This window comes from Nocardia sp. NPDC049220 (assembly GCF_040647855.1).
Classification (GTDB): domain Bacteria; phylum Actinomycetota; class Actinomycetes; order Mycobacteriales; family Mycobacteriaceae; genus Nocardia.
Genome location: NZ_JBEZDA010000003.1, coordinates 365,913 through 389,879, shown reverse-complemented (window position 1 = coordinate 389,879; position 23,967 = coordinate 365,913). Strand labels below are relative to the sequence as shown.

23 protein-coding genes and 1 pseudogene are annotated in these 23,967 nt (G+C 66.8%); 10 read left to right on the top strand and 14 right to left on the bottom strand.

The window, feature by feature from the left end:
* Positions 1–32 precede the first annotated feature (32 nt).
* A complete protein-coding gene (locus tag AB0C34_RS13340) occupies positions 33–827 on the top strand; it encodes an RNA pseudouridine synthase (RefSeq protein ID WP_357070933.1) in 795 nt (264 codons plus the stop codon).
* Between the two features lie 4 nt (positions 828–831).
* Here AB0C34_RS13340 and AB0C34_RS13335 read toward each other — a convergent pair whose 3' ends face one another.
* Complete coding sequence (locus tag AB0C34_RS13335; RefSeq protein ID WP_357070930.1) at positions 832–1,485, bottom strand: TIGR03086 family metal-binding protein; 654 nt, start codon at positions 1,483–1,485, stop codon at positions 832–834.
* Between the two features lie 144 nt (positions 1,486–1,629).
* On the opposite strand from AB0C34_RS13335, the gene AB0C34_RS13330 reads away from it, so the two are divergent.
* The 3 genes from AB0C34_RS13330 (at position 1,630) to AB0C34_RS13320 (ending at position 3,809) form a co-directional block, all read left to right on the top strand.
* Positions 1,630–2,061 (top strand): MarR family transcriptional regulator, encoded by a 432-nt coding sequence (locus AB0C34_RS13330; protein ID WP_357070927.1) that lies wholly within the window; start codon positions 1,630–1,632, stop codon positions 2,059–2,061.
* Between the two features lie 222 nt (positions 2,062–2,283).
* Positions 2,284–3,063 (top strand): metallophosphoesterase, encoded by a 780-nt coding sequence (locus AB0C34_RS13325; RefSeq protein WP_357070923.1) that lies wholly within the window; start codon positions 2,284–2,286, stop codon positions 3,061–3,063.
* A 68-nt stretch (positions 3,064–3,131) separates the two neighbouring features.
* Complete coding sequence (locus tag AB0C34_RS13320; RefSeq protein WP_357070920.1) at positions 3,132–3,809, top strand: phosphodiesterase; 678 nt, start codon at positions 3,132–3,134, stop codon at positions 3,807–3,809.
* On the opposite strand, the gene AB0C34_RS13315 is transcribed toward AB0C34_RS13320, so the two are convergent.
* Positions 3,770–4,867 carry an AraC family transcriptional regulator gene (locus tag AB0C34_RS13315; RefSeq protein ID WP_357070917.1) on the bottom strand — a complete coding sequence of 366 codons (1,098 nt, stop codon included), beginning with the start codon at positions 4,865–4,867 and terminating at the stop codon, positions 3,770–3,772. The genes AB0C34_RS13320 and AB0C34_RS13315 overlap by 40 nt on opposite strands.
* A gap of 83 nt (positions 4,868–4,950) precedes the next feature.
* Here AB0C34_RS13315 and AB0C34_RS13310 point away from each other — a divergent pair, with 83 nt between their 5' ends.
* The 4 genes from AB0C34_RS13310 to AB0C34_RS13295 all read left to right on the top strand — a co-directional run bounded on the left by AB0C34_RS13310 (position 4,951) and on the right by AB0C34_RS13295 (position 10,410).
* Positions 4,951–6,417: an NAD(P)/FAD-dependent oxidoreductase gene (locus tag AB0C34_RS13310; protein WP_357070914.1), complete on the top strand. Its 1,467-nt coding sequence runs from the start codon at positions 4,951–4,953 to the stop codon at positions 6,415–6,417.
* Between the two features lie 67 nt (positions 6,418–6,484).
* The gene (locus AB0C34_RS13305; RefSeq protein ID WP_357070911.1) at positions 6,485–8,605 is read left to right on the top strand and encodes an ATP-binding cassette domain-containing protein; all 2,121 of its coding nucleotides are present in this window, start codon (positions 6,485–6,487) and stop codon (positions 8,603–8,605) included.
* Between the two features lie 37 nt (positions 8,606–8,642).
* Positions 8,643–9,380: an energy-coupling factor transporter transmembrane protein EcfT gene (locus tag AB0C34_RS13300; protein ID WP_357070909.1), complete on the top strand. Its 738-nt coding sequence runs from the start codon at positions 8,643–8,645 to the stop codon at positions 9,378–9,380.
* 376 nt (positions 9,381–9,756) lie between these two features.
* Positions 9,757–10,410 (top strand): ammonium transporter, encoded by a 654-nt coding sequence (locus AB0C34_RS13295; protein ID WP_357070906.1) that lies wholly within the window; start codon positions 9,757–9,759, stop codon positions 10,408–10,410.
* A 98-nt stretch (positions 10,411–10,508) separates the two neighbouring features.
* Here the strand turns inward: AB0C34_RS13295 and AB0C34_RS13290 are convergent, their stop codons facing one another.
* Complete coding sequence (locus tag AB0C34_RS13290; RefSeq protein WP_357070903.1) at positions 10,509–11,771, bottom strand: lipase family protein; 1,263 nt, start codon at positions 11,769–11,771, stop codon at positions 10,509–10,511.
* Between the two features lie 256 nt (positions 11,772–12,027).
* Between AB0C34_RS13290 and AB0C34_RS13285 the strand changes: the two genes are divergently transcribed.
* Positions 12,028–12,669 carry an isochorismatase family cysteine hydrolase gene (locus AB0C34_RS13285; protein ID WP_357070900.1) on the top strand — a complete coding sequence of 214 codons (642 nt, stop codon included), beginning with the start codon at positions 12,028–12,030 and terminating at the stop codon, positions 12,667–12,669.
* A 60-nt stretch (positions 12,670–12,729) separates the two neighbouring features.
* Here AB0C34_RS13285 and AB0C34_RS13280 read toward each other — a convergent pair whose 3' ends face one another.
* Genes AB0C34_RS13280 through AB0C34_RS13260 form a run of 5 tightly spaced genes read right to left on the bottom strand, consistent with a single transcriptional unit; the run spans position 12,730 to position 17,477 of the window.
* Positions 12,730–12,906: an antitoxin gene (locus AB0C34_RS13280; protein WP_357070896.1), complete on the bottom strand. Its 177-nt coding sequence runs from the start codon at positions 12,904–12,906 to the stop codon at positions 12,730–12,732.
* Positions 12,907–12,950: 44 nt separating this feature from the next.
* Positions 12,951–15,311, bottom strand: coding sequence for an ATP-dependent DNA ligase (locus tag AB0C34_RS13275; protein ID WP_357070894.1), 2,361 nt, complete (start codon positions 15,309–15,311; stop codon positions 12,951–12,953).
* A 48-nt stretch (positions 15,312–15,359) separates the two neighbouring features.
* Positions 15,360–15,566: an antitoxin gene (locus AB0C34_RS13270; RefSeq protein ID WP_357070891.1), complete on the bottom strand. Its 207-nt coding sequence runs from the start codon at positions 15,564–15,566 to the stop codon at positions 15,360–15,362.
* A gap of 40 nt (positions 15,567–15,606) precedes the next feature.
* On the bottom strand, positions 15,607–16,749 hold the full coding sequence (locus AB0C34_RS13265) for an MBL fold metallo-hydrolase (RefSeq protein ID WP_357070888.1): 1,143 nt from the start codon (positions 16,747–16,749) through the stop codon (positions 15,607–15,609).
* Complete coding sequence (locus AB0C34_RS13260; protein WP_357070885.1) at positions 16,749–17,477, bottom strand: enoyl-CoA hydratase; 729 nt, start codon at positions 17,475–17,477, stop codon at positions 16,749–16,751. Before AB0C34_RS13260 ends, AB0C34_RS13265 begins: the two co-directional genes overlap by 1 nt.
* A gap of 89 nt (positions 17,478–17,566) precedes the next feature.
* On the opposite strand from AB0C34_RS13260, the gene AB0C34_RS13255 reads away from it, so the two are divergent.
* Entirely contained in the window at positions 17,567–18,670 is a 1,104-nt protein-coding gene (locus AB0C34_RS13255) for an NAD(P)-binding domain-containing protein (RefSeq protein WP_357070882.1), read from the top strand.
* Positions 18,671–18,693: 23 nt separating this feature from the next.
* On the opposite strand, the gene AB0C34_RS13250 is transcribed toward AB0C34_RS13255, so the two are convergent.
* From AB0C34_RS13250 to AB0C34_RS13225, 6 genes and pseudogenes are all read right to left on the bottom strand, one after another.
* A complete protein-coding gene (locus tag AB0C34_RS13250) occupies positions 18,694–19,551 on the bottom strand; it encodes an aldo/keto reductase (RefSeq protein ID WP_357070879.1) in 858 nt (285 codons plus the stop codon).
* A gap of 128 nt (positions 19,552–19,679) precedes the next feature.
* Complete coding sequence (locus tag AB0C34_RS13245) at positions 19,680–21,314, bottom strand: carboxyl transferase domain-containing protein (RefSeq protein ID WP_357071357.1); 1,635 nt, start codon at positions 21,312–21,314, stop codon at positions 19,680–19,682.
* A 58-nt stretch (positions 21,315–21,372) separates the two neighbouring features.
* Complete coding sequence (locus AB0C34_RS13240) at positions 21,373–21,942, bottom strand: ATP/GTP-binding protein (protein WP_357070876.1); 570 nt, start codon at positions 21,940–21,942, stop codon at positions 21,373–21,375.
* A 13-nt stretch (positions 21,943–21,955) separates the two neighbouring features.
* A complete protein-coding gene (locus AB0C34_RS13235; protein WP_357070873.1) occupies positions 21,956–22,330 on the bottom strand; it encodes a DUF742 domain-containing protein in 375 nt (124 codons plus the stop codon).
* Positions 22,331–22,337: 7 nt separating this feature from the next.
* The gene (locus AB0C34_RS13230; protein ID WP_011207200.1) at positions 22,338–22,751 is read right to left on the bottom strand and encodes a roadblock/LC7 domain-containing protein; all 414 of its coding nucleotides are present in this window, start codon (positions 22,749–22,751) and stop codon (positions 22,338–22,340) included.
* Positions 22,748–23,967, bottom strand: a pseudogene (locus AB0C34_RS13225) (histidine kinase); the annotation flags it as partial. The pseudogene AB0C34_RS13225 and the gene AB0C34_RS13230, both read right to left, overlap by 4 nt.

Sequence of the window (23,967 nt, the reverse complement as noted above, 5' to 3'; positions counted from 1 at the left end):
GCGGTCGTGCCGGGCCCCCTAGGCTCGTCCAGGTGGAGAAGGACTGGTCACTGCTGCGCGCGCATTCCCTCGTCGAGGAGGACGCGACGATTCTGGCGTTGCACAAGCCGGCCGGAATATCCGTCACCGGCGAACGCCACGACACCGACCTCGTGGAGCTCGCTGCCGCCGCGGGCGAGACACTGTATCCGGTGCACCGGATCGACAAGGCGACCTCCGGCCTGATCCTGTTCGCCAAGGAACTCGGTGCGCATGGCGAGCTGACCAGGCAGTTCAACAAACAGACCGCCGAAAAGACGTACCTGGCCGTCGTCGCGGCCACCGGAGTTCCGGACACCGGCGTGATCGATCTTCCCTTGAGCGTCGGACGCAAGAACCGGGTGCGAATCGCGGCGCCGCGCGAATGCATCCGACAGGAGTCGCAACGGTGGTTCGTCGACCAGGCCGACCTACTCGACGCCAAGAACTATCCGTCGGTGACCCAGTTCGCCGCCGTCCACCGCACCGACGAACACACTGTCCTGGCGCTACGCCCGATCACCGGCCGTCGCCATCAGATCCGCGTGCATTTGGCCTGGATCGGCTACCCGATCGTCGGCGACCCACTGTTCGACAAGTCCGACCGGTACGACCGGACCTACCTGCACTCCTGGCAGCTCGGCCTGGCCGCGTCGTGGCGCACACCACCGGAACTGGCGCTGCGAGCGACGCCCGATCCGGACTTCTGGCGACCGGTGCCGGCTGATTCGGACGCCGCGGAAGCGATTCTCGAGCGCGCCGCCGCCATGCTGCCCGGCCGCCGATCACCGCTCACCGCAAGCGAATAACCGCCTATTCCGGCCAGTTCGGCGAGCGGCCCAGAAGGGCCAGTATTTCGTCGAGCGGTGATTCGCCGGACCAGGCGAATTCCGGGGCGAAAGGGGACCCTGGGGCCATACGCGCCTCGCCGCGGGGAACGGCCTCGGCTATCGGAAGGGCGGCGGCGAGCAGGCCGTCCTCGAAATCGACTGCGCGGCCGATAGTTCGGGCAACGTCCCACGAGTGCACGACATAGTCGATGAAGTGGAAACCGACAGCCTGGGCTCCGGAGACTTCGAACGAGCCAGCGACCTCCGGCAGGGGGAACATCCGATCGAGTACGCCGTCCCCAGCGAAAGCTTCGAGCACATGTTCGGCGGCCGCGCGGTAGTCCGCCACCGGGTCTGTCCCCAGGAAACGCGGCCGCCACCACGCCGGATCGCCGTCACCACGAGAAGCCGCCGCGAAACCGTAGTGCTGGGCGATCATGTGCACAAGCAGGCCGTGCAGGGTCCAGCCTGTGCAGGGCGTCGGCTCGGCCAGCTCCGCCGCGGTGACGTGCGATACCACGTCGATGCTGGCCCGGACCGCTTGTGCGTCGAGCGCGATCAGATCACGCGTGACTTGCCGCGGGTCGACTTCGTGCACCAGAGCGGCGGCGGTGCTGTTGTCGGAATGGGTGGTCATGTGAGTCCTCTCGATATGCGGGGCATCACCCCGCCCGAACGGCACGACCGAGACCGCCGCACACCCGGCGATCGCGGCTCAGATAATAAGTCCTCGCTTATCGTAAGCGTATGCATATCATTTGCCAAGCAGTATTTTCTACTCATGCCGGCAGTGCAGCGCCCCGATCTCGCCGCGATGATCGCGCCGCTCGGCCGTGCCCTCATCGCGGCGGAGCTGCCCATACTCGAGCGCAACGGCCTGACCATGTGGGGCTACGCAGTGCTGCTCGGCCTCGGCGACGAGCCCGTTTACACCCAGGCCGCACTGGCCAAGAAGATCCACGCGGACAAAACCCGCATCATCGGCGTGCTCGACGAACTCCAAGAACGCGGACTCATCGGCCGCGACGCCGACCCCGTCGACCGCCGCGCCCGCCTGGTGTCGCTCACCGAGTCGGGCCGGGCACTGCGCGATCGCGCGCAGCACGATATCCGAGCACAAGAGGACCGACTACTCGGTCAGCTCACCCCCGCGGATCGGCGAGCATTCCTACGCGCCCTGCACACCCTCTCCGTCGCGGTCACCGAGCAGTAGACCCCGACCACCGACCGCGTCGACGCGGCACCCAGCATCCCGTGCCCGCAAGACCAGCCGACCGTCATGGCGGCGCCCACTGACCAGCGGGCTGCTCCCGTTCGGTGGCGAGGCTCATAACGACGCGGAAGACGCAGCTCATCTAGCCTGATGACGTGCTGCGGATGCGACGCGAGCACACTCCAGCGCAAGAAACGATCCCCCTAGCGAAAGTGAACGCCGATGATCCTGGTGGCTCAGGTCAGCGACACGCACTTCGATGGCGGCGCCCGCAACGCCGAACGTGTGCGGCGGGTCATGTCGTTCCTCGCCGACCTGCGTCGCAAGCCGGACGCCGTCCTGGTGACCGGCGACATCACCGAGTCCGGTGCGTCGGACCAGTACGCCGCGGCCAAGCGCACATTCGACACCGATATCCCGGTGTACGCCATCCCCGGCAACCACGACGACCGCGCGAGCTTTCGCACCGCTCTGCTCGGTGAACCCGCGTCGGACGCGCCGGTCAACCACGCCCATCGGGTCGGCGACCTCACCGTCGCCCTACTGGATTCGAGCATCCCCGGCGAGCCGGGCGGCCGACTCTCCGACGAGACCTACGACTGGCTGCGCGGCGTACTCGCCGCGGCGCCGGACAGCGAACCGGTCCTGCTCGCGTTGCACCATCCGCCCGCGCACCTGTTCAGCCCGGTCGTCGACGAGATCTCACTCGCCGACCCGCAGCAGTTCGCGGACCTGGTCGCGGGCGACGACCGAATCATCGGCGTGCTCACCGGGCATGCCCACTCGGCGACGGCGACGATGTTCGCCGGACGTCCCTTGCTGGTGGCCCCGAGTACCGCGTCGGTGTTGGGCGGCGCCTGGGAACTCGAACTGCCCGACCATGTCATGGACTATGCGCCGGACCCGGCGGTCACCCTGCACGTCATCGATGAGAACCACCGCCTGACAACCCATTTCCGCACGGTACCGATGGGCGGCCGGATCGGGGTACAACCGGACTGAGCCGGTTTACCCGCCCGAAGGCCGGGCAATCGGGAGGCATCAGCGATGTCTACCCCGGAGGTCCCGCCATGGTCGACCTGCCAGCCGCAGTGGTGAAAGGCGTGTTCGCGACGGGAGCGCGGATCCGGCACGCGCGAGTGTTCCACCCCGATGGCCTGCATCTGTCGGGCCGACTGCACGCAGAGACCGAGTTCGAACCCCTCTTCGGTAGCGGAGAACGTGCTGTTATCGCGCGACTGTCCAAGGGGGCGGGTATTCCGGCGGGCCTGCCCGATGTCCTCGGGTTCGCGTTCCGGGTGCTCGACCGCGATAACGAACCCTGGGACTTCGCCTTGGCCACGACCGGCCTCGGGGTGGTGAGCCGATTCGTGATCACGCCCGCCCGTGGCTGGGCCAGCGCCCGATACGGCACCCTGATGCCCTATCAGGTCGGGAAGTCCATGCCGACCTGGTTCTTCGCCGAGCCGGACGCCGGCCAGCCGGGGTCGGCGTCGCTGGACGCGATGGACACGCACCTGCGCGATCACCTGGTGACCTTCACCCTCACCGCGAGCGGCATCGGCAGGCCGTCCCGGCGGATGGCCGAACTCACGCTGCGTCACGAGGAGCCCGCCGAACACCGCACGGACTATTTCGATCCCATGCTCAACCGTCCGCCCGAGGTTCAGCTGTTCCCCTCGGCCATCGGCAGAATCCGCGAACTGGCCTACACCGGTAGTCGAAAAGGACGCGGCGAAGCGACCTGAACGTGGCCGGCGCGTTCGCGGCGGTAGGCAGCGGGAGTACCTCCGGTCCACCGCCTGAACGCGTAGATGAAGGTGGACGCCTCCGCGTACCCGAGGCGAATGGCGACATCGCTCACCGAAAGCGGGGTAGCGGTGAGCATTTCCTCGGCCAAGGCACGTCGAACTTCGTCCAACAGGGCACGATAGCTGGTCCCCGCCGCGTCGAGGCGCCGACGCAAGGTGCGCGTGCTCATAGTGAGATCGCTTGCCACGGGGTCGATTCCGGGCGGCGCGATGAATCCCTCGACACCGCCACGCGGCACCAGACGCTCCCGAACCTCGGCCGCGATGCCGGTACGGGCCCTACGCCGGTGCACCAGGTCCCGGCACTGAGCAAGGCACATCGCCCAGGTGTGTTCATTCGCCTGCGGCAATGGCCGCTTCAGCAGCGTCGGATCGATAGCGAACAGGTTGTGCGGCATGTCGAATCGCGGCCGCACCACCGTGATCTGCTCGATCCGGTCGGCATGGCCTGGCATCGGAAAACGGAATTCGGCCCTGGTCAGTGGCAGGTGCGTGCCGAGCAGGTCACTCATCACCTGATGCATAGCTGTCACGTCCCGCTCGACCAGGAACTGCCGCACGTCGACGGGCACCGACTCGTCGTGCACCCACGCGACGAACTCACCCTCGCCCCACTCCGCGACCGGCAGGCAGAAGGTGAAGCCCGAGTCGAGGAAACGCAGCGCGAACCTGATCGCTTCCGCCAGCGTCGGGCTGCTGATGCACGCGAAGCCGAAGATGCCGAACGTCGTGATCCGATAACGGCAGCCGACCTCGACACCGAGCGCGGGCCGGTCCGGCAGCGCTCGGACGAGATTGCGGACCACCGCGAGTTCGGCGTGCGCGTCGATCTGCGCGTCGGGGTCGCGCAGTTGCCGCTCGGTGAGCCCGGTGGAGTGCAGCATGCGCGCGATGTCGACACCGCACTCGGCCGCGTAGCCGACCATCAGCGCCACACTCGCGACACCGCGCGGAAAGTTCCAATCGCGGATTCCCGGATCCTGCACCCGCTGCACGTCGACATTATGGCCGAAATTCTCGATAGCGCGGTCGGAGGCACCTAGAGTGGAGTCATCTACGGTCCAGCGAGGAGCGCAAGGTGACAGCGGGCAATCGGCCGACGATCCTCATTATCGGCGCCGGCTTCGGCGGCATCAGCATGGCGGTCGAGCTGCGACGCAACGGTTTCGACGACATCACCATCCTGGAGCGCGCCGCAGACCTCGGCGGGGTGTGGCGGGAGAACACCTACCCCGGCGCCGCGTGCGATGTGCCGTCACCGCTGTACTCGTTCTCGTACGAACCCAAACCGGACTGGCCGCAGCGGTACTCCGGACAGGTCGCCATTCACGACTACCTGCGCGACGTCGCCCAACGCCACGGCGTGCTCGACATGATCCGGTTCGACACCGGCGTCACCGACGCGGAGTTCGACGAGACTACCGGCCGCTGGACGGTGCGCAGTACCGACGGCGACACCCGGATTGTCGACATCGTGATCTCCGCGGTGGGCCAACTCTCCCGCCCGGCGATGCCGAGCATCCCCGGCATCGACACCTTCACCGGCCCGTCGTTCCACTCGGCAGAATGGGACCACGACGTCGTCCTCACCGGTAAACGCGTCGCCTGCATCGGCACCGGGGCCAGCGCCATCCAGTTCATCCCGGAAATTCAGCCCGAGGTCGCCCACCTCACCCTGTTCCAGCGGACGCCCGCCTGGGTGGTCCCGAAGTTCGACACCGAGTACTCGCCGATCCAACACCGCCTGTTCGCGCGGGTGCCCGGAGCGTTGCTGATCGAGCGGTTCGGATGGTGGTCGATCGCGGAGTTCCTCTCACTCGGACTGGTCGAAGTCCCCGCGATCGCGCGACTGGTCGCACACATCGCGTCCCGGCATCTGGCCAGGCAAGTCAAGGATCCGCGGCTGCGGGCCACACTCGCCCCGGACTATCCGGTCGGCTGCAAGCGAGTCCTGTTCTCCAATGACTACTACCCGGCGCTGACCCAGCCGAACGTGCGGGTGGAAACCACCGCGATCACCGAGATCACCTCCCATGGCGTACGCACAGCCGACAGCGTCGTGCACGACACCGATGTGCTCATCTACGGCACGGGATTCAAGGGCACCGAATTCCTCTGGCCGATGAACATCTACGGCCGCGCGGGTCGCAAGCTGTCGGACGCCTGGGCTGACGGAGCGCACGCCTATTACGGCATCTCGGTGCCGGATTTTCCCAACTTCTTCGTGGTCTACGGTCCGAACACCAACCTCGGAGTCGGCTCGATCATCTACATGATCGAGTCGCAGACCCGCTACATTCGGCAGGCCGTCCAGTTGCTCGCCGAGCGCCCCGGTCACTGCCTCGACGTCCGCGCGGACCGCGAGGCGACCTTCAACACCGCCCTGCAACAGCGCCTCGCCCGCACCCCGTGGAACTTCTGCTCCAGTTGGTATCGCAACTCCGCGGGCCAGATCACCAATAACTGGCCCGGCTCGCAGACCAGTTACCGCAAATCCATTCGAAAACTCGACCCCACCGCATACTCCCTCACCCCGGTCGCCTGACACGTGGCACACCAGCGAAAGTTTTCGCCGCAGCCAGCTGTGGCCCTCGGACTGGCAGACTTGTGCCGTGAGTGAAGTGCCCAGTGCGGGCGAACCGGGTGCGCGGGGAGCGCTGCGTCCGATCGAGCTGGCGACCGGCGCCGTATTGGGGGGCGCGACCGTCGGCCTCGTCACCATTGGCTCGATAGTTCCGTTCGCGGCCGCGTTGCAACTGGTCGCCGCGGTGCCGATGGGGTTGATCGCGCACCGTCATCGGCTGCGCACCCTGGTCACCGCGAGCATCGCGGCCACGCTGGTCACCTTCGTCGCGGCGGGTGTCGCGCCCGCGATCGGATTGGTCGCCTCGGCGACCGTGGGCGGGATCATCGGCACGGTCAAGCGGCGCAGCGGCGGCGTCGTCGCGGTGCTCGGACTCTCGGCGCTGACGGGACTCGTGTGGGCGGCGTTCGTCATCGGGTCACTGCTGGCGATGTCCGCGGCCCGCGACCTACTGTTCGACAACATTCGCAACGCCTCGCGCGGCATCCAGGATCTCGCGGCGCGTCAGTCGCAGCTGGCCCCGCTCGGCCGGGCCGCTGCCGACCTGACCGACTCGGCGCTTCGCTGGTGGTGGGTATGGGTCGGCGGCAGTGTCGCGCTAGGGATGATCGCCACCGGAGTGTTCTCCTGGTTCGTGCTCGGCTCGGTGCTGGACCGGCTCGTCTGGCTGCCTGGACGGGATCGACTCGACGCGGCGCGCGACGGTCGGCCCATCGCGCCGCTGCCGGCTACTTTGCGCAGCGTCGGTTTCCGCTATCCGGGGGCAGCGCAGGACGCACTGCGCGACATCGATCTCACCGTCGAGGTCGGCGAGTTCGTCGCGGTGGTCGGCCACAACGGATCGGGCAAATCAACGCTGACCCGGCTGCTCGCGGGGCTCCCCCCCACCTCGGGAAGGATCGAGCGGCCCGGGTCGGCTGGGCTCGGGCATCTCGGCGGAACCGCCTTGGTCTTGCAGCGGCCAGAAAGCCAGACCCTGGGCGTGCTCGTCGCCGACGACGTGGTGTGGGGATTGCCCACCGAGCGTGCCGACGAGGTGGATGTCGATGCGCTGCTCGGCGAGGTCGGTCTGAGCGGCATGGGCGCGAAGGAGACCGCCACGCTGTCCGGCGGGCAGCAGCAGCGGCTCGCGGTCGCCGCGGCGCTGGCCCGGCGCCCCGCCCTGTTGATCGCCGACGAGGCGACCTCGATGATCGATCCGGATGGCCGACGCGAGCTGGTCGACCTGCTTGCGGACCTACCGAAACGACACCCGATGGCCGTAGTGCTGGTAACCCACCACGAGGCCGACGCCGCCGCGGCCGACCGAGTGGTGCACTTGGCCGCCGGACGGTCGGTCGAGCACCTCCCCGCCTGGCCGCACCCGGTGCGCGACACCAGGCAAAGGCCGATGGGCGAGACGATCCTCGAACTGCATGATGTCCGGCACACCTACAATCGCGGAACCCCCTGGGAGGCACCGGCACTGCACGGCGTTGACCTTTCGGTCCGGCGCGGCGAAGCGCTGCTCGTCGTCGGCGGGAACGGATCGGGCAAATCCACCCTGGCCTGGATCATGGCCGGACTGATCGAACCGAGTGCCGGCCGGTGCGAACTCGGCGGTAAGTCGGTCGCCAAGCAGATCGGACGTGTCGAACTCGCCTTCCAACATTCCCGGCTGCAACTACAGAAGCAGACCGTCGGCGCAGAGATCGCGGATTGGGGCGGGCGAGCCACCGGGTCGGGTGCGGTCGGGCGCGCGCTGGACGCGGTGGGACTGGACCGGGCACTGGCCGCTCGTTCCATCGAGGAACTCAGCGGCGGACAGGCCAAGCGGGTGGTGCTCGCCGCGATCGTAGCGAGCCATCCGCACGTGGTCGTGCTCGACGAGCCCCTCGCGGGCCTCGACCCCGAAGGCCGGGCCGACATCGTCGAACTTCTTGCGCGGCTGCGGGATTCCGGTCTGACGCTGATCGTCATCTCGCATGACGTGGCGGACATGTCCGCGGTCTGCGATCGCACGGTGCATCTGCGGTCGGGACGGATGCACGCGACCGAGTCCGTGCACGAGTCCACACCGGTCGCGAACAGCTTTGTGCCGCACGACAGTTCCCCGCCGCTGCGCTCACCCCGCGACGCCGCGTGGCGACTCGAACATGGAGGTCGCTGATGTCGACTCGGTCACCGCGTGAGTTCGGAGCACGCTGATGAGCACTGTGCTGTTGCGTCAGGTTCCGGTCGCCAGTCCGGTGCACCGGTTGTGGGCCGGCACGAAGATGATCGGGGCATTTCTGATCAGTTTGCTGCTGATGTTCCTGCCGTCCTGGCCGGTGCTCGGTGTGATGGTCGCCTTCCTGGTGGTCGTCGGTGCGGTCGCACGGCTGCCGCTCGGAACGCTGCCGCGGCTGCCGTGGTTGTTCTGGGCGCTGCTCGCGGCCGGAGCCCTGATCAATGTGCCGGTCGGCGGCGCGGCGGTGCTGCGTTACGCGCAGGTGGTGGTGTTCGCCCTGATTCTGGTGGCCGCCTCGTTCCTCATCGCGTGGACTACGCCGATGAGTGACATCGCGCCCGCTCTGGCCACACTCGGCGCGCCGTTGCGCAAACTCCGGATGCCGGTGGACGAATGGGCTGTCGTCGTCGCACTGACCCTGCGCGGTCTTCCGCTGCTGCTGGAGGAAATTCGCATCCTGCGCGCCGCTCGCCGGCTCCGCCCCAAAGACAACCTGCTCGTCCGCGCCGCCGACAACCAGCTGATCGACATCCTCACCGCGGCCATGGCCGTCTCCACTCGACGCGCGGGCGAGCTCGGCGAGGCGATCACCGCCCGCGGCGGCACCGGACAGCTCACCGCTTATCCCAGCGCACCCGGCCGCCGCGACGCCGTCGCCCTTGCCCTGGTCGTCGCGGTATGCCTCGCCGCCATCGGCCTGCAACTGCTGCTCTGAACAAGAGCGGATGATGGGCCTGCCGGTTGATACCGCCTGGGGCAACCGAATTCCAGTTGACTGCATCCCCATGCAACGTGGGAGATTTCCCGACCTTCGGTGATCCGGCTCGCCCGCGTGCAGTCCCGCGCGATCGCCGATGGGCAGCGACCCCGACCACTCGAATAGCTCATAGCTATCACCGGATTTGGCGCGATAAAGAAGGAAAGATTACCCATCAATTCGAGGCCTAAACGCCTGTAGCCACAGTACAGTTACCTACCGGAGTTGTTGTCTTCTACATCACATCACGGATGCGCACGTCAATTGGGGGAAGGAATTTCGGCGTGCGCCGCGTTCTCTAGTGCTTGAAACCTGATGAAGATTGGACACCGGAATGATTCTCCGCACAATCACGGCGGCTGTTGTGCCGCTTGTCGCCGCGCTGACGGTCAGCGCGGCCACCACCCATGCGGAACCGCCCGCGGCACCCGCGTCGAACATCGGGTACCGGGCCGAGCTGATCGGCGACCGGATCATCACGACGCTGACCGGGGGCCGGTTCGACGTGGCCGGCAACTCGGTCGATGTCAAGGACGATGCCGGAAACGTCGCTATCACGCTACCGCTGGCCTTCCAGCAGGACGGGCTGGAGTTCCCGCTGCCGTATGCCGTGCGTGACGCGGGCCGGGTGCTGGAGCTCACCGTTGTCAAGGACACCGCGCAGGCGCGTCCGGCCGCGACGCCGGTCGCGTCACCTTTCGAAAACCAGCAGGCGATGAACGCGTTCCAATCGCAATTCGGCATCGCCACTGCGATCGGCGGTTTCATCGGCACAGTCCTCGGTGGACTGGTCGGGCTGATCTTCCTCATCACCGGACCGGGCGTGATCGCCAGCGTGCTGGCGGGCGCGGGCATCGGCGCGATCATCGGTACGATCGCGGTCGGCGGCCCCACCCTGATCGTCGCCGGTATCGACCTGGTCAACACCCTCAACGCGCCGCCAGGAACCACCAAGTGGATGGACGACACCGGCCACCCGAAGAACTGACGCGCGACGTGCATTCGGCGTAACTCTGATCACCGGCGGTTCGGTGCACGCCATGCTCAGGTCCCACATCGCGATCGAGACACCGCGCTGCGTCCTGACTAGCCCGCATGACACCCCGGAACCACCGGCACCCCCGCGAACCGATCCGCCAGATACCTCATCGCCCGCGGCGCCTCGCCGATCGCCGTCGGATTGTGATTCGGCAGTAGCGAATGCACCGAAGTGACCGTCGCTCCCTGCGCGCAGTATCGGCCGACGAGATCGGTGAACCCGGCGACGGGTATCACGTCGTCGGTCGTGCTGTGATACAAGTACATCGGCACGATCGGGGCGCTGCTGCCGAGTTCCTGCGCCGCGGTCGCCGCCTGAAGGGCCGGGTGCGACAGGAGATCCGGGACCGCCGCGAAGTCGTCGACCCGCGCACCGAAGTACTTCGGCACCAGATCGGACCCGCAGTCCGCCCCGTCGCGGGCCAGCGCGGCCTGCCCACGGTCGTTGAGCAACGGGACACCGCTCTCGGGATTGTTGCGGACGATCGCGAACAGGATCAACATCGCAAGCCCCGCTTGCACGGTGCCGTCCGCCCCACGGGCGATGGCGAGCCAATCCGCCGGCACACCGCCTGAGGTGATCCCGGCGAAGCGTACGTCGGGCGCGTACCACGGTTGCAGCTGCGCAGCCCACAGCGTGGCGAACGCACCACCCGAATAACCCCACGCGCCGATGGGAGTCGCCGGGCCGAGCCCGGCCGCCGGAAAGTCCCGGGCTGCTCGAATGCCGTCCAGCACACCGCGGCCGGCGTTCTCCCCCGCCAGGAACTGGGACTGCGGCCCCTCGTAGTCACTGACCACGACAGCCCATCCGCGCCGGAGCGCCTCCGCCATGAACGGCGTATCGATCAGGGTGTTGACCGCACCGGTCGCCCATCCGCCGCGAAGTGCGAACGAGGGTGCGCACCGCGTACCGAGACTGTCCTCGGCGACCTGATACGACAGCAGCGGCCGCGTGCCCGGCCCGAACCACGGCAGCATCGGCACCATCACGGTCGCGATGCCGTGCACGGGACGATCGCTCGCGTCGGTTGTCCGATAGCCGACCTGCCATGCTGAAATCGGAAGAGGTAGACCGAACACCGCGATCGACCGCGAGTCCAGGACAGCGCCGTTCGGATACCCGGCGAGATCAGCGGGCGGCGTGTAGAACGCGTCGGCGTCCGGACGCGGGATGTCGGCGGACGCCGCGGGGGAGTTGCACGGCATCGAGACGAACAGCAGCGCCGCGAGCACGGTGGGCCAGATCAGTACGCGCGCAACCCGGATCCTCGCCCGCCTGCCGGCGGGCGATCCATCGATCCTGCTCATCAGGGCCTCCCCAATCCGACGAGGCGCGATCGAAAGTGCGCCGGGTATCGTCCACACCGAGTCACTCCAGGCCAGCTGGTCATCAACCGTACTTTCGGGTCACCACTGCGGCAACGGTCAACCACCGGTCATGCCCACCGCCGCGGATGTCCCTGATGCTGGCTACAGTGGTGCGAAAATGTCCCTAGCGCAATCGAATCGCCCTGCGGCTCTGCTCCGCTCGCGACGAGAGCGCGACGACGAGGAGTAGCCGAGTATGCGTCATGGCAACGGACTGGATATTCCCGAAGGACTCGCCGATGTATGCGCACCGGATCGGCTGGCGGTGATCGTCTACGACATGCAGATCGGCGTGCTCAGTCAGCTGCCGGACGGACCGGAGATCATCGAGCGCGTCGTCCGGGTGGTCGACGCGGCGCGCGCCGGCGGCTACCCAGTAATTTTTCTACGCCACTTTTTCCTGCCCGAACGTCTCAGCGGCACCTTCGCGCTGCGCATGGCCATGAGTTGGCAACAGGTGGATTCGGTGGACGACGTGCGCTTCATCTTGCAGCGCGACACCCCCGCCTTCGAGCTGGTTCCCGAGTTGCAGCCGCGGCCGGACGAGGTGGTGTTCGACAAGACATCGATGTCCGCGTTCGAAGGCACTCCGCTGACCTCGATGCTGCGCGATCTGCGCATCGGCGCGTATGCGATCGCAGGTGTCGCACTGGAGATCGGCATCGCGCCGACCGTCACGCATTCCACCGACCTCGGTTTCATCCCGGTGGTGATCAGCGATGCCTGCGGCGGCCGGGACAAAGCGGCCATGGCGCGGGCCTACGACGACTTCGAATTCCAAGGCCACACACTGGTCACCGACATCGCCACCCTCACCCCGCTACTCGCGAGGAACTGACGCGGGAACGGGGCGCGGCGGTCCGGTCGGAATCCGGCGAATGCCGTGCCCCGTTCGGCGTCACTCCGCGCGCAGGGCCTTCTTGGCCGCTTCCTGGGCGGAGTCGACCTGACTCGTGTACTTGTTCGCGGTCTTCTCGTCGATCAGGTCTCCGGCCTTGTCGATAACCACGTCCAATTTGTCCGCGTTCTTCTGGGCCAAATCCATCGCCTTGCCGGCCAGATGCTTGAAATCCACCGTGCACTCCTCGGTCTCGCGCTGGGTACCACCGCGTACCGACCCTACCCAGCGTCACCGCGCGGCGGAAAGCGCTCAGTCCGAGACCCGAGCCATGCCGGGTGCCACAGGCGCCCGGCTTCGGTCCAGTTCATGAAGCGCACCGTGCCAGCGAGTTTCGGCGTCACCCACACCGCCTCCTTGCGCTCCTCGGCGGTGAGGCCGTTGTCGAACGGGCAGGTCTTGCGTTCCAGTCTGCTCAGCCGCTCGGCCAGGTCCCGCAAGTCGTGCTCAGCGAATCCGGTCCCGACCCGCCCCACGTAGTACAGCCGACCGTCGTGCGGAATGCCGACGAGCAGCGATTTGAAGTTCCTGGCCGCGCTGCGCCGCCACCCGCCGATCAGTACCTCTTGGGTGCGCCAATTGCGCTGCTTCACCCACGAATGCCCGCGCTTGCCCGGCAGATACATCGAGTCCTTGCGTTTCGCGACCACGCCCTCGAGCCGCTGCGCACGGCTGTAGCGCACCGCGTCGGCGCCCGAACCGTCCAATCGCGGCGGCACCCGCAGTGACGGCGCGTTCGCCGCCAGTGCCTCCAGCACCCGGCGGCGGTCGGCATACCTTTTGCGGACCAGCGAGGTGCCATCCAGATACAGCACATCGAAGGCGACGAAGACTGCCCGCGCCGCGCCAGCCTGCAGCAGCCCAAGATTGGCGACCCCGTGCTCGTCGAAAACCACGGCCTCGCCGTCCAGTACCACACGGTGTCCGTCCAGTTCCGTGGCCAACTCCCGCATCACCGGGTAGCGATCGGTCACCACATTCCCGGCCCGGCTGCGCACCGTGAGAGCACCGGAGTTGATCTCGGCGATGAGGCGGAATCCGTCCCACTTCGCCTCGAAGCACCACTCGTCGGCGTCGAGTTCCGTGACATCACCCGGGGTCGCCAACATCGGCGCGAGGCCGCGCGGAAACGCCGGCGCTCCGCTCGACGGTCGGATGACGTGCCCTCCGGACGGCTCGACTTCGGCGACCGCGTGCTCCGCGTCGTCCGCCTTGTCCGCCGCATCCCCTTGCCGCTCCCGCATCAGGTGCATCAGCCACTGGTTGCCCTTGGTCTGGATCAACGCGTACCGCCCGTTGAGCCGCCTGCCGTGGAACTCGACGATCACCTCGTCGTCGCGCCACTTCTCGGTGTAGTAGGTCCCGGAATCCCAGATCGTCATCTCGCCGGCGCCGTACTCCCCCTTCGGAATGGCGCCGTGGAAATCGAGATACTCCAGCGGATGGTCCTCGGTGTGCACGGCGAGCCGATTCTGGTCCGATGAAGTCGGCGGGCCTTTGGGAACCGCCCAGGACACCAGTACTCCGTCGCGCTCCAACCGCACGTCCCAGTGCAGCCGCCGCGCGTGATGTTCCTGCACGACGTACCGGTTGTCGGCCCCCGGTTCGGGTCGTTGGGCGGGAATCGGCTCCGGTGTGCGCGCCGGATCACGCATCGACCGGTATTTCGCCAGCGCGTCCGGTCCGGACTCCGCGGTCGCGGAGTTATTCGCCGCGAGCGGCGGATCCAGCCCGGCGAGCAAGTCGCCGTCTGACCGGTATCTGGCAAGGACCTCATCGAAACGCAAGTGTCGCAGCGTCTTCCGGTCTTCGATCTCCTTCCAGGTCCGCGGCGCCGCGACGTTGGGCTGCTGACGTCCGCGCAGGGAGTAGGGCGCGATGGTGGTCTTCGCCGGGTTGTTCTGACTCCAGTCCAGAAAGATCTTTCCGCCGCGCGCCGCCTTCGCCATCGTCGCGGTGACCAGATCCGGGTGCAACTTCTCGAGATTCGCGGCCACCTGTTTGGCCACCGTAGACGCGCCACCCGGGCTCAGCTCCCGATCCAGCGGGACGTACAGGTGGATTCCTTTGCTACCGCTGGTGACCGGAAATGCGGGCAGCCCGATCCCCTCGACCATGTCGCGCACCGCCAGCGCCACCCTGGCGCATTCGGCGAGCCCAGCTCCGGGCCCAGGATCGAGATCGAACACGAGCCGGGTCGCGGGGCCCACTCGATCTCCGTCGAAGCGCCATTGCGGCACATGGACTTCCAAGGATGCCTGCTGCCCGATCCAGGCGAGCCCGGCTTCGGAATCGATGACCGGGTAGACGACCTTGCGGTCGGAATGCTGCATCGTGTGCCGCTCGAGCCAAGACGGCGCGTGCGACGCGAGATTCTTCTCGAAGAACGACGGCTCATCGACGCCATTCGGCCAGCGCTTCCTGGTGACCGGCCGCCCGGCGATGTGCGCGAGCATGGCGGGCGCGATCGCCGAATAATAAGCGATGACCTCGCCTTTGGTGGTGCCGGTCGCCGGATACAGCACCTTGTCGAGGTTGCTCAGTTCAACCTCGACACCACCGAACCTCCGGCGGGACACCATAGCCGCAGTGTAGAGGCGGGGACCGGCTATTCGGCCCCCGCCACGACCTCAGGCTTGCGGCCCGGGCTGGTCGGGCGGGACCACCTTCTTGGCGGCCTCCTTGCCTTTCTCGATCTTGTCCGAGTACTTGCCGTGCGTCTTCTGGTCGATGAAATCGCCGGCCTTGTCGACCGCGTCGTTGATCTTGTCGGCGTTCTTCGCCGCCGTTTCCTTCCCCTTGTCGAGCAGGCCCTTCAGAGTGTCCGCGAGACTCATCGCCGTCGTTCCTTCCTGTAGCCCAACTAACCGAACTGGTTCAGCCGATATTGTCCCACCAGTCATCCCCTGGCGGAACGTCCGCCGGATCCACACGCTGGCCCGGCATCGGCACCGCGACAGTGGTACCAGCGGCACGCGCGGCCGCCACCATCCGCTGTACCGGCTCGGACCAACCATGGAAAGCGAGATTGAACGTCGCCCAGTGGATGGGCACGAGCAGACCGTGGGCGCCATCGCCGCCACACAGGTCGGCGTGCGCTCGGACCGCCTCCTCCGGGTTCATGTGCACATCCGGCCAACGCTCGTCATAGGCGCCGATCGGCAGTAGCGTCAGATCGAACGGACCGAGCGCCGCGCCCGCCGCGCCGAAAGCTTTGGTATATCCGGTATCACCGCCGAAATAGGCCCGCCGCGACGGGCCGACGATCGACCACGACGCCCACAAAGTGGTATTGCGGAGCAGACCACGCCCGGAGAAGTGCCGAGCCTCGGTACAGGTGATCGTCAGATCGACACCGTCCCGATCTCGCCCCAGAGCAGCGAGCGACACCGAACCGCCCCAGTCCAATTCGATGATCCGATCCTCCGGGACACCCCAGTGCCGCAAATGCGCACCGATGCCGATCGGCACGAGAAACGGAGCGCTCTGGCGCCGCATCAGTTCTCGGACCGTCTCCTTGTCCAAGTGGTCATAATGATCGTGCGAGATGATCACCGCGTCTACCACCGGCAATTCGGACAGCGGGTGCGGCACCGGGTGCAGCCGTGCCGGCCCGACCATCGCCGACGGCGAAACCCGTTCACTCCACACCGGGTCGGTGAGAATCCGATACCCGTCGATCTCGACCAGCGTGGTGGCGTGGCCGTACCAGGTGACGGCAAGATCGGCCGCCTCCGGTGGCGCTTGCGTGGTCTGCAGCGGAACCGGTCCCGATGGCCTGCCCACGTTGCGCCGGGTCAGGGCCGAGACCAGCAGTGAAGGTGCCGAACCAGCGGCCAACTGGCTGCTGGGTTCGGAGTTGTGGAACTGGCGGTTGCGGTACGTCGTCGCGCCCGCCGCGTACGGCTGAATCGCCGAGATCGAAGCACCCATCGCCGACGGGATACCCCATACCGCCCGGACCACCCAGGTGATACCGAGCGCACCCGCGGCCACACCGGCAATACGTCGAATGCCCATCATCGCCCCCTGAACTCGGCCGTACGCTTCTGTTGTCTGGCCAGGCGCCCTTCCCTGGCGTCCTCGCTCATCCACGCCGCCTCCAGGGCCGCACGCTGCCGGGTGTTCTCCGGGTCACGGCTGCCGTCGTCGTTGAGCACCAGTTTCATGTGTCGCAGCGACAGCGGCGCCAACGCGGCGATGTGCTTCGCCCAGACCTGGGCATCTGCGAGACTGCCGAGCCGGTTGGCGAACCCGAAGGCATAGGCGTCGACCGCTTGCACCTGCTCGGCGCCGAACAGCATGGTCCTGGCCGGTCCGCCACCGATCAGCGAGACCAGCTTGCGCATGGTCCAGCGGTCCACCGAGATGCCGAGTTTGGCGGCCGGGATCGCGATGTATCCCTCGGGCGCGAGCACCCGCAGATCCGAGGCGAGCGCCAACTGCACACCCGCACCGATCGCGCCGCCGTTGATCGCGGCGATCACCGGTACCGGCGCGGATTCGATCGTGTCGAGCATCGCCACCAACCCCGAGACGAACTCGTCGGAGTACACGCCGGAGAGATCCGCACCAGCACTGAAGATCGGGCCGCGTCCGGTCAACACGATGACCCGCGCCTGGGCTGCGACGGCGGCGAGGACGGCTTCGCGCAACAGCGTCACGAGTTCGACATTGAGTGCATTGCGACGCTCCTCCCGCTGAAGTTCGATGGTGACCACATCACCATCGCGGCTTACGCCGAGCATCCAACCTCCCCAACTGAACAGTCCATCTGGTCTCTTCACTCTGCCACAGTCGACCGCCCATTCTATGCCGGGCGATACGATCATCGGCTGTGCCGACAGACTTCGACATCCTGGTGATCGGCGCTGGTCAGGCGGGGCTGTCGGCCGGTTACCACCTCCAGCGCATCGGACTGCGTCGCGAACGTGACTTTCTCATCGTGGATCATGCCCCGGGCCCTGGCGGGGCCTGGCAGTTCCGTTGGCCCTCGCTGACCTTGGACATGGTCAACCGAGTGCACGACCTGCCTGGCATGTCATTCGCCGAGACGTTGCCACCCGGTTCGCAGACCGCACCGGCCGCGATCGCGGTTCCGCACTACTACGAGCTGTACGAGAAGCGGTTCGACTTACGGGTGCGCAGGCAGGTGTCGGTCACCGTGGTCTGCGACCGCGCCGAGGACGGCAGCCCCGCCCAACGTGGTCCGGTGCTCAACGCCGAAACCGACACGGCAGGCACCATTCGGGTACGCGGCCTGATCAACTGCACCGGCACCTGGGAGCATCCATTCATTCCGCACTATCCGGGCGCGGAGACCTTCGCCGGCCGCCAGCTGCACACCCGCCAGTACCGCACCGCCGAGGAGTTCGCGGGCAAGCACGTCGTCGTGGTCGGCGGCGGCATCTCGGCAGTGCAACTGCTCGATGAGATCTCCCAGGTCACCACGACCACCTGGGTGACAAGGACGCCGCCGCGCTTCCGGGAGACCACCTTCACCGAGGATGCCGGGCGCACCGCCGTCGCGCTGGTCGAAGATCGGGTGCGACGCGGACTGCCACCCGGCTCGGTGGTATCGGTCACCGGCCTGCGACTCGACGACCGGCTGCGGGCTGCCAAGGCGCGCGGTGCGCTCGAGCGGCTACCGATGTTCGAGCGCATCGAGCCCGGCGGGGTGCGCTGGGCAGACAATTCGTTCCAGCGAGCCGAGGTGATCGTCTGGGCGACCGGATTCCGCAGTGCACTCGACCATCTGGCGCCGCTGCGGCTACGGGGACCTGGCGGCGGGATCACCATGACCGGACGACTCGCCACCCAGGTGGCCGCCGATCCTCGAATTCATCTGATCGGCTACGGGCCCTCGGCGAGCACCGTCGGCGCCAATCGTGCGGGGCGCGCGGCGGCAGCCGAACTCACCGACCAGCTCGGCTTGCGCTGACGGGCCGAGCGGTGGTCCGCCGGTCAGCTCACCAAGCCCGCCGTGAACGTCGCCGGGTCGGGACCGATACGCGCGCCACTGTCCAGCGCGCTGATCGCCGCCATCTGCTCCGCACTGAGCTCGAAGCCGAACACATCGAAGTTCTCCGCGACCCGCGACGCCGTGACCGACTTGGGGATGACGATGTTCCCCAGTTGCAAGTGCCAGCGGATGATGACCTGCGCCGGAGTGCGCTCGACCGCGGCTGCCACGGCGGCCACGGTGCTGTCATCGAGTACCGTGCCTTGCCCGAGCGGGCTCCACGCCTCGGTCGCGATCGCATTCGCCGCATGGAACTCGCGCAGTTCGTCCTGGGCAAATCGGGGATGCAGCTCGATCTGGTTCACCGACGGGATCTCACCGGTCTCGGTGATGATCCGCTGGAGGGCCGCGATGGTGAAGTTGGAAACGCCGATCGACTTGATCCGCCCCTGCGACCTCAGCACTTGGAAGGCGCGGAAGCTGTCGACGAACCGGTCCGCGACGGTCACCGGCCAGTGAATGAGGTAGAGGTCGAGGTAGTCCAGGCCGAGCCGGTCGAGGCTGGCGTCGAAGGCACGCAGCGTGGAATCGTAGCCCTGATCGGAGTTCCACAGTTTGGTCGTGACGTAGATCTCGTCACGCGGCAGGCCGAACTCGCGGATCGCACGACCGGTGCCCTCTTCGTTCCCGTAGATCGCGGCAGTGTCGATGCTGCGGTAGCCCGTCTCGAGCGCGGTGCTGACGGTCTGGAAGACATCCTCGGCAGGCACCTGGAACACCCCGAAGCCGAGCTGCGGGATTACGTTCCCGTCGTTCAGCACGATCGACGGAACGGCGCTGGTCTCGCTTTTGAAGGTCACATTCCGACGGTAGAAGTGTGGCGGCGAACCGTCAATCACGCCCTCGGGCGTGTTGTCTTATAGTTTGCTGATCATCGGGAGTTACCAGTGGTAATACTCAGGCCGCCCGATACCTCCGGCCACCTCGATCAACCCGTCATACCGGGCATCCCCAACCTGCGGTAGCGCGCCTTCCGCGCCGCGAGCGACTCCGGTTCCGATCGAGTGCGCAGGTCCGCCAGTTCACTCGCGATCGCGGCCACCATCCGGCGAGCGAAGTCCACTGGCTCGTCGGCCGCGTCGCCGAGTTCGGGCACGATACGGTCGACCACACCGTCGGCCAGCAGATCAGGTGCGCTGATCCGTTGCGCCACGGCGAGTTCCGCGGCATGCGCGGTGTCACGGAACACGAGGGCACTCGCACCCTCCGGCGGTAGCGGAGCAAGCCAGCCGTGGGTGGCGGCGAGCACCCGGTCGGCGGGCAGCAATGCCAGCGCGCCACCACCGGAACCCTGGCCGAGCAGTACCGAGATGGTCGGAGTAGCCAAAGTCACCAGATCCGCTATGCAGCGCCCGATTTCGGGCGCGAGGCCATGCTCCTCCGCCTCCTTGGACAACGCCGCGCCCACCGTGTCGATAACCAGGACCAAGGGCAGTCGCAACTCCTGTGCGAGCGCCATACTGCGCTGCGCTTCGCGTAACGCGGCGGGACCCATGGTGTTCTCCCCCTGTTGCCCGCGCCGATCGTGGCCGAACACCACGCATGGCTCTCCCCGGAACCGCCCGAGGGCGTGCACCACCGTACGATCCAACTCGCCCTGCCCGGTTCCGCTGAGCGGAACCCGGTGCGTCACATGACGTAACAGTTCACGGATGCCAGGACGCTCCGGGCGCCGCGAGATCAGAACCGACTGCCACGCAGTCTCGGCCATGGGTCGAATCGGAATTTCCGCTGATTGATCCCGTTCTGGCACACCGACATCCAGGTAGTCGCCGGGGGCGACGTGCACGTCGGACGTTGGCGATCCGGCATCGCGCGGCCACCCAAGACGCGATCCCGGCGCGATCGGTGCGTGGTCCGCCGCAGTATCACGCCGAGCTGCAACGGAATCCGGCAGCTGGATGCCGCTGAACACACTCATCGCACGATGAGCGATTCGGCGAAAGATCGAGACCGGGAGGACACCGTCGATCACACCACGGCGGTAAAGATTCTCCGCGGTCTGTACACCTTCGGGAAATGGCTTGCCGTACAAAGCCTGGTAGACGCGGGGGCCGAGAAACCCGATGAGCGCGCCGGGTTCGGCGAAAGTGATGTGCCCCAACGACCCCCATGACGCGAAGACACCACCCATGGTGGGGTTACGCAGGTAGACGAGATAGGGATGACCGGAGGACTTGTGTTCGGCAACCGCACCGGCGATCTTCACCATCTGCACGAAGGCGACAGTGCCCTCTTGCATCCGGGTACCGCCGGAGGCTGGCGAGGCGACCAGTGGCAGACCGAGCCCGGTGGCACGTTCGACCGCCTGGACGATCCGCTCCGCAGCGGCAACCCCGATCGAACCCGCCAGAAATCCGAACTCGCAGGCGATGACAGCTACTCGGCGACCACGCAGCAGGCCCTCCCCGGTAAGCACCGATTCATCGGTCCCCGCCGCGATCGACGCCGTCCGCAGCGCATCGTGATACTGCGGAGTCGCGGCCACCGCCACCGGCGGCCGATCCCAACTGACGAACGACTCCGCATCGAGCAGTTGCTCGAGCAGTTCCCGCGCCGACATACGCACCGGGCGAGCCTATCCGGACGAACCCGGTGCGCTCGGGATGCCGCGCGAGAAGTCAGTAGCCCTGCATCACCTTGCGCAGCGCGTACTCGGTGAGCGCGACCAGCGCCTGCTTGGCCGGATCACGACGACGGGCATCGATGGACATGATCGGTACATCGGCAGGAACGGCCAGCGCCTGCCGGATGTCCTCGATCGGGTATCGCGGTGCGTCATCGAATTCGTTGAGCGCCACCAAGAAAGGTAAGCCGCGCGCTTCGAAATAGTCGACCGCCGCGAAGCTGTCCTCCAGCCTGCGGGTGTCGACCAGCACCACCGCACCGATGGCGCCGCGGATCAAATCGTCCCACATGAACCAAAATCGGTACTGGCCCGGCGTTCCGAACAGGTACAGCACCAGATCGTCGGCGAGACTGATGCGGCCGAAGTCCATTGCCACGGTAGTGGTCGACTTCATCGGAATACCGGTCAGATTATCGATACCAGTGCTGGCATTGGTCACCAATGCCTCGGTACGCAGCGGAACGATCTCCGAGACAGCACCGACCAACGTGGTCTTGCCGACACCGAAGCCACCCGCCACCACGATCTTCGCCGAGGTCGGCTTGCTGGTACGGGTATCCATCTGCGCCGTCGAATTAAATACGCCGGAGTCCACTGAGAACCCTTTCGATCAGCTCGCGACGTTCATCGTCGCTGGAATCGTCTTTCAAAGTTGCCGACACGCGTACGTGCCCGGCCTCGATCAGGTCGGCCACGAGCACGCGGGCCACCCCGATGGGTATACCCAGTCGGGCTGCTACCTCGGCAACGGATGGCGATTCTCTGCACAACTCCACAATTGATGACTCGATGTTGGTCAGCTCGAACTGCCGCTCCAGGGCGACTGGATGCGATGCGACCAGCGCCTCCAACGCCAACTCCACTGCGGGCCTGGTACGGCCCGCGGTCAACGAGTACGGGCGTACCAGGCTCGGCTCAACGCTCCCCATGCGGTGATCTTCTATGTCCATCCCACCATCAGGAACCCATCGTGACGCGTGGCGTGGCCTGAACAGTCTGACCAACACGCTCGACCAACAGAGCCATCTCGTAGCCGACCTGACCGATGTCACAGGACGTGTTGGTCAGCACCGCGAGATACGAGCCGTCGCCGACTGCCATGAGCAGCAGGTAGCCGTGCTCCATCTCGACGACTGACTGCAGCACGGTGCCGCCCTCGAACAGGTTCGAAACGCCGACTGACAGGCTGGCCAGACCTGCCGTGACGGCCGAGAGCTGTTCGGCGCGGTCGACGGGCAGTTGGGCGCTCGCGGCCATGAGTAGGCCGTCAGCCGAAACCAGGACAGCATGGGCTACGCCAGGAACCTCGTTGGCAAAATTCGAAACCAGCCAATCCAGCTGACGATTCGTACCACCTAGATCGGGGTTCATCGGTCTCCTTTATCTCCGGTTAGGTTCATTGCTCTCATTGCGCGGCCATCCCGGACGCCCTGCTGGTGACGACTCAAGCTGGACCTGATCGTTTCTGGGTCGCGGTGCGGAGCTCGCTCCACCGCACCGTTGACGGCGCCCGGGACAAGCCTTCCGCCCGGATTGCGTTGCGGCAACCCCGCCGCCGTCTTTCGTTCGGGCTGTACCTCGCTCGCGCGGCGCGCCGCATGCCAGCCTTCGTCACCCGGCGAATCGAAGGTCGCGGCTGCCTGGGACCGGTCGGCGTTGGGATCGGAAAGCCACGCCGACATCATCTCCGCGAAGATCGGCGTCCCCATCGACGCCTCCGACTCGGCCGCGGGCTGCAGCCTGGTCTGGAAGAAAGATGCCGTCTTCGCCGGGTTGGACCGGAAGCTGTGCTTGCCTGGATCGCGTCCCTGCGCGACCGCGGACTGCTCACCGCTCGCGTTCGCGGCGTCGCGATCCCGCTGCGGTAGGCCGACGCCCGGCGGCACCGGCTCTCGTTGCGGAACCTGGGCGCCCGGCCGCCGCTGCGGCAGACCGGTCGGCGCGGCCTCGCGCTGCGGCAGGCTCGCCGCCGTGGACGGCCGCTGCGGCAGACCACCGTCGGCCGGATCGCGCCGATGCAAACCATTCGCGGCCGGCTCACGCTGCGGCAAACCATGAACAGCAGGCAACGCACCCGAGTTCGGCTCACGCTGCGGCAAACCAGTCGGAGCCGAATCACGCTGCGGCAAACCATGAACAGCAGGCAACGCACCCGAACTCGGCTCACGCTGCGGCAAACCAGTCGGAGCCGAATCACGCTGCGGCAAACCACCAGGTGTCGCGTCACGCTGCGGCAGGTTCGGCGCTGACTGCCGCTGGGGCAGACCCGTCGCTCCCCGCTCACGCTGCGGCAAACCAGTCGATCCCGGCTGACGCTGCGGCAGGCCACTGACACCCGGCTCACGCTGCGGGAAACCACCCGAGACCGGCTCACGCTGATGCAGGCCGTTCGATGCCGACTCACGCTGCGACAAACCACCCACGCCCGGCTCACGCTGCGGGAAACCACCCGAGACCGGTTCACGCTGATGCAGGCCGTTCGATGCCGACTCACGCTGCGGCAAACCACCCACGCCCGGCTCACGCTGCGGCAAACCACCCGACGCCGACTCACGCTGCGACAAACCACCCACGCCCGACTCACGCT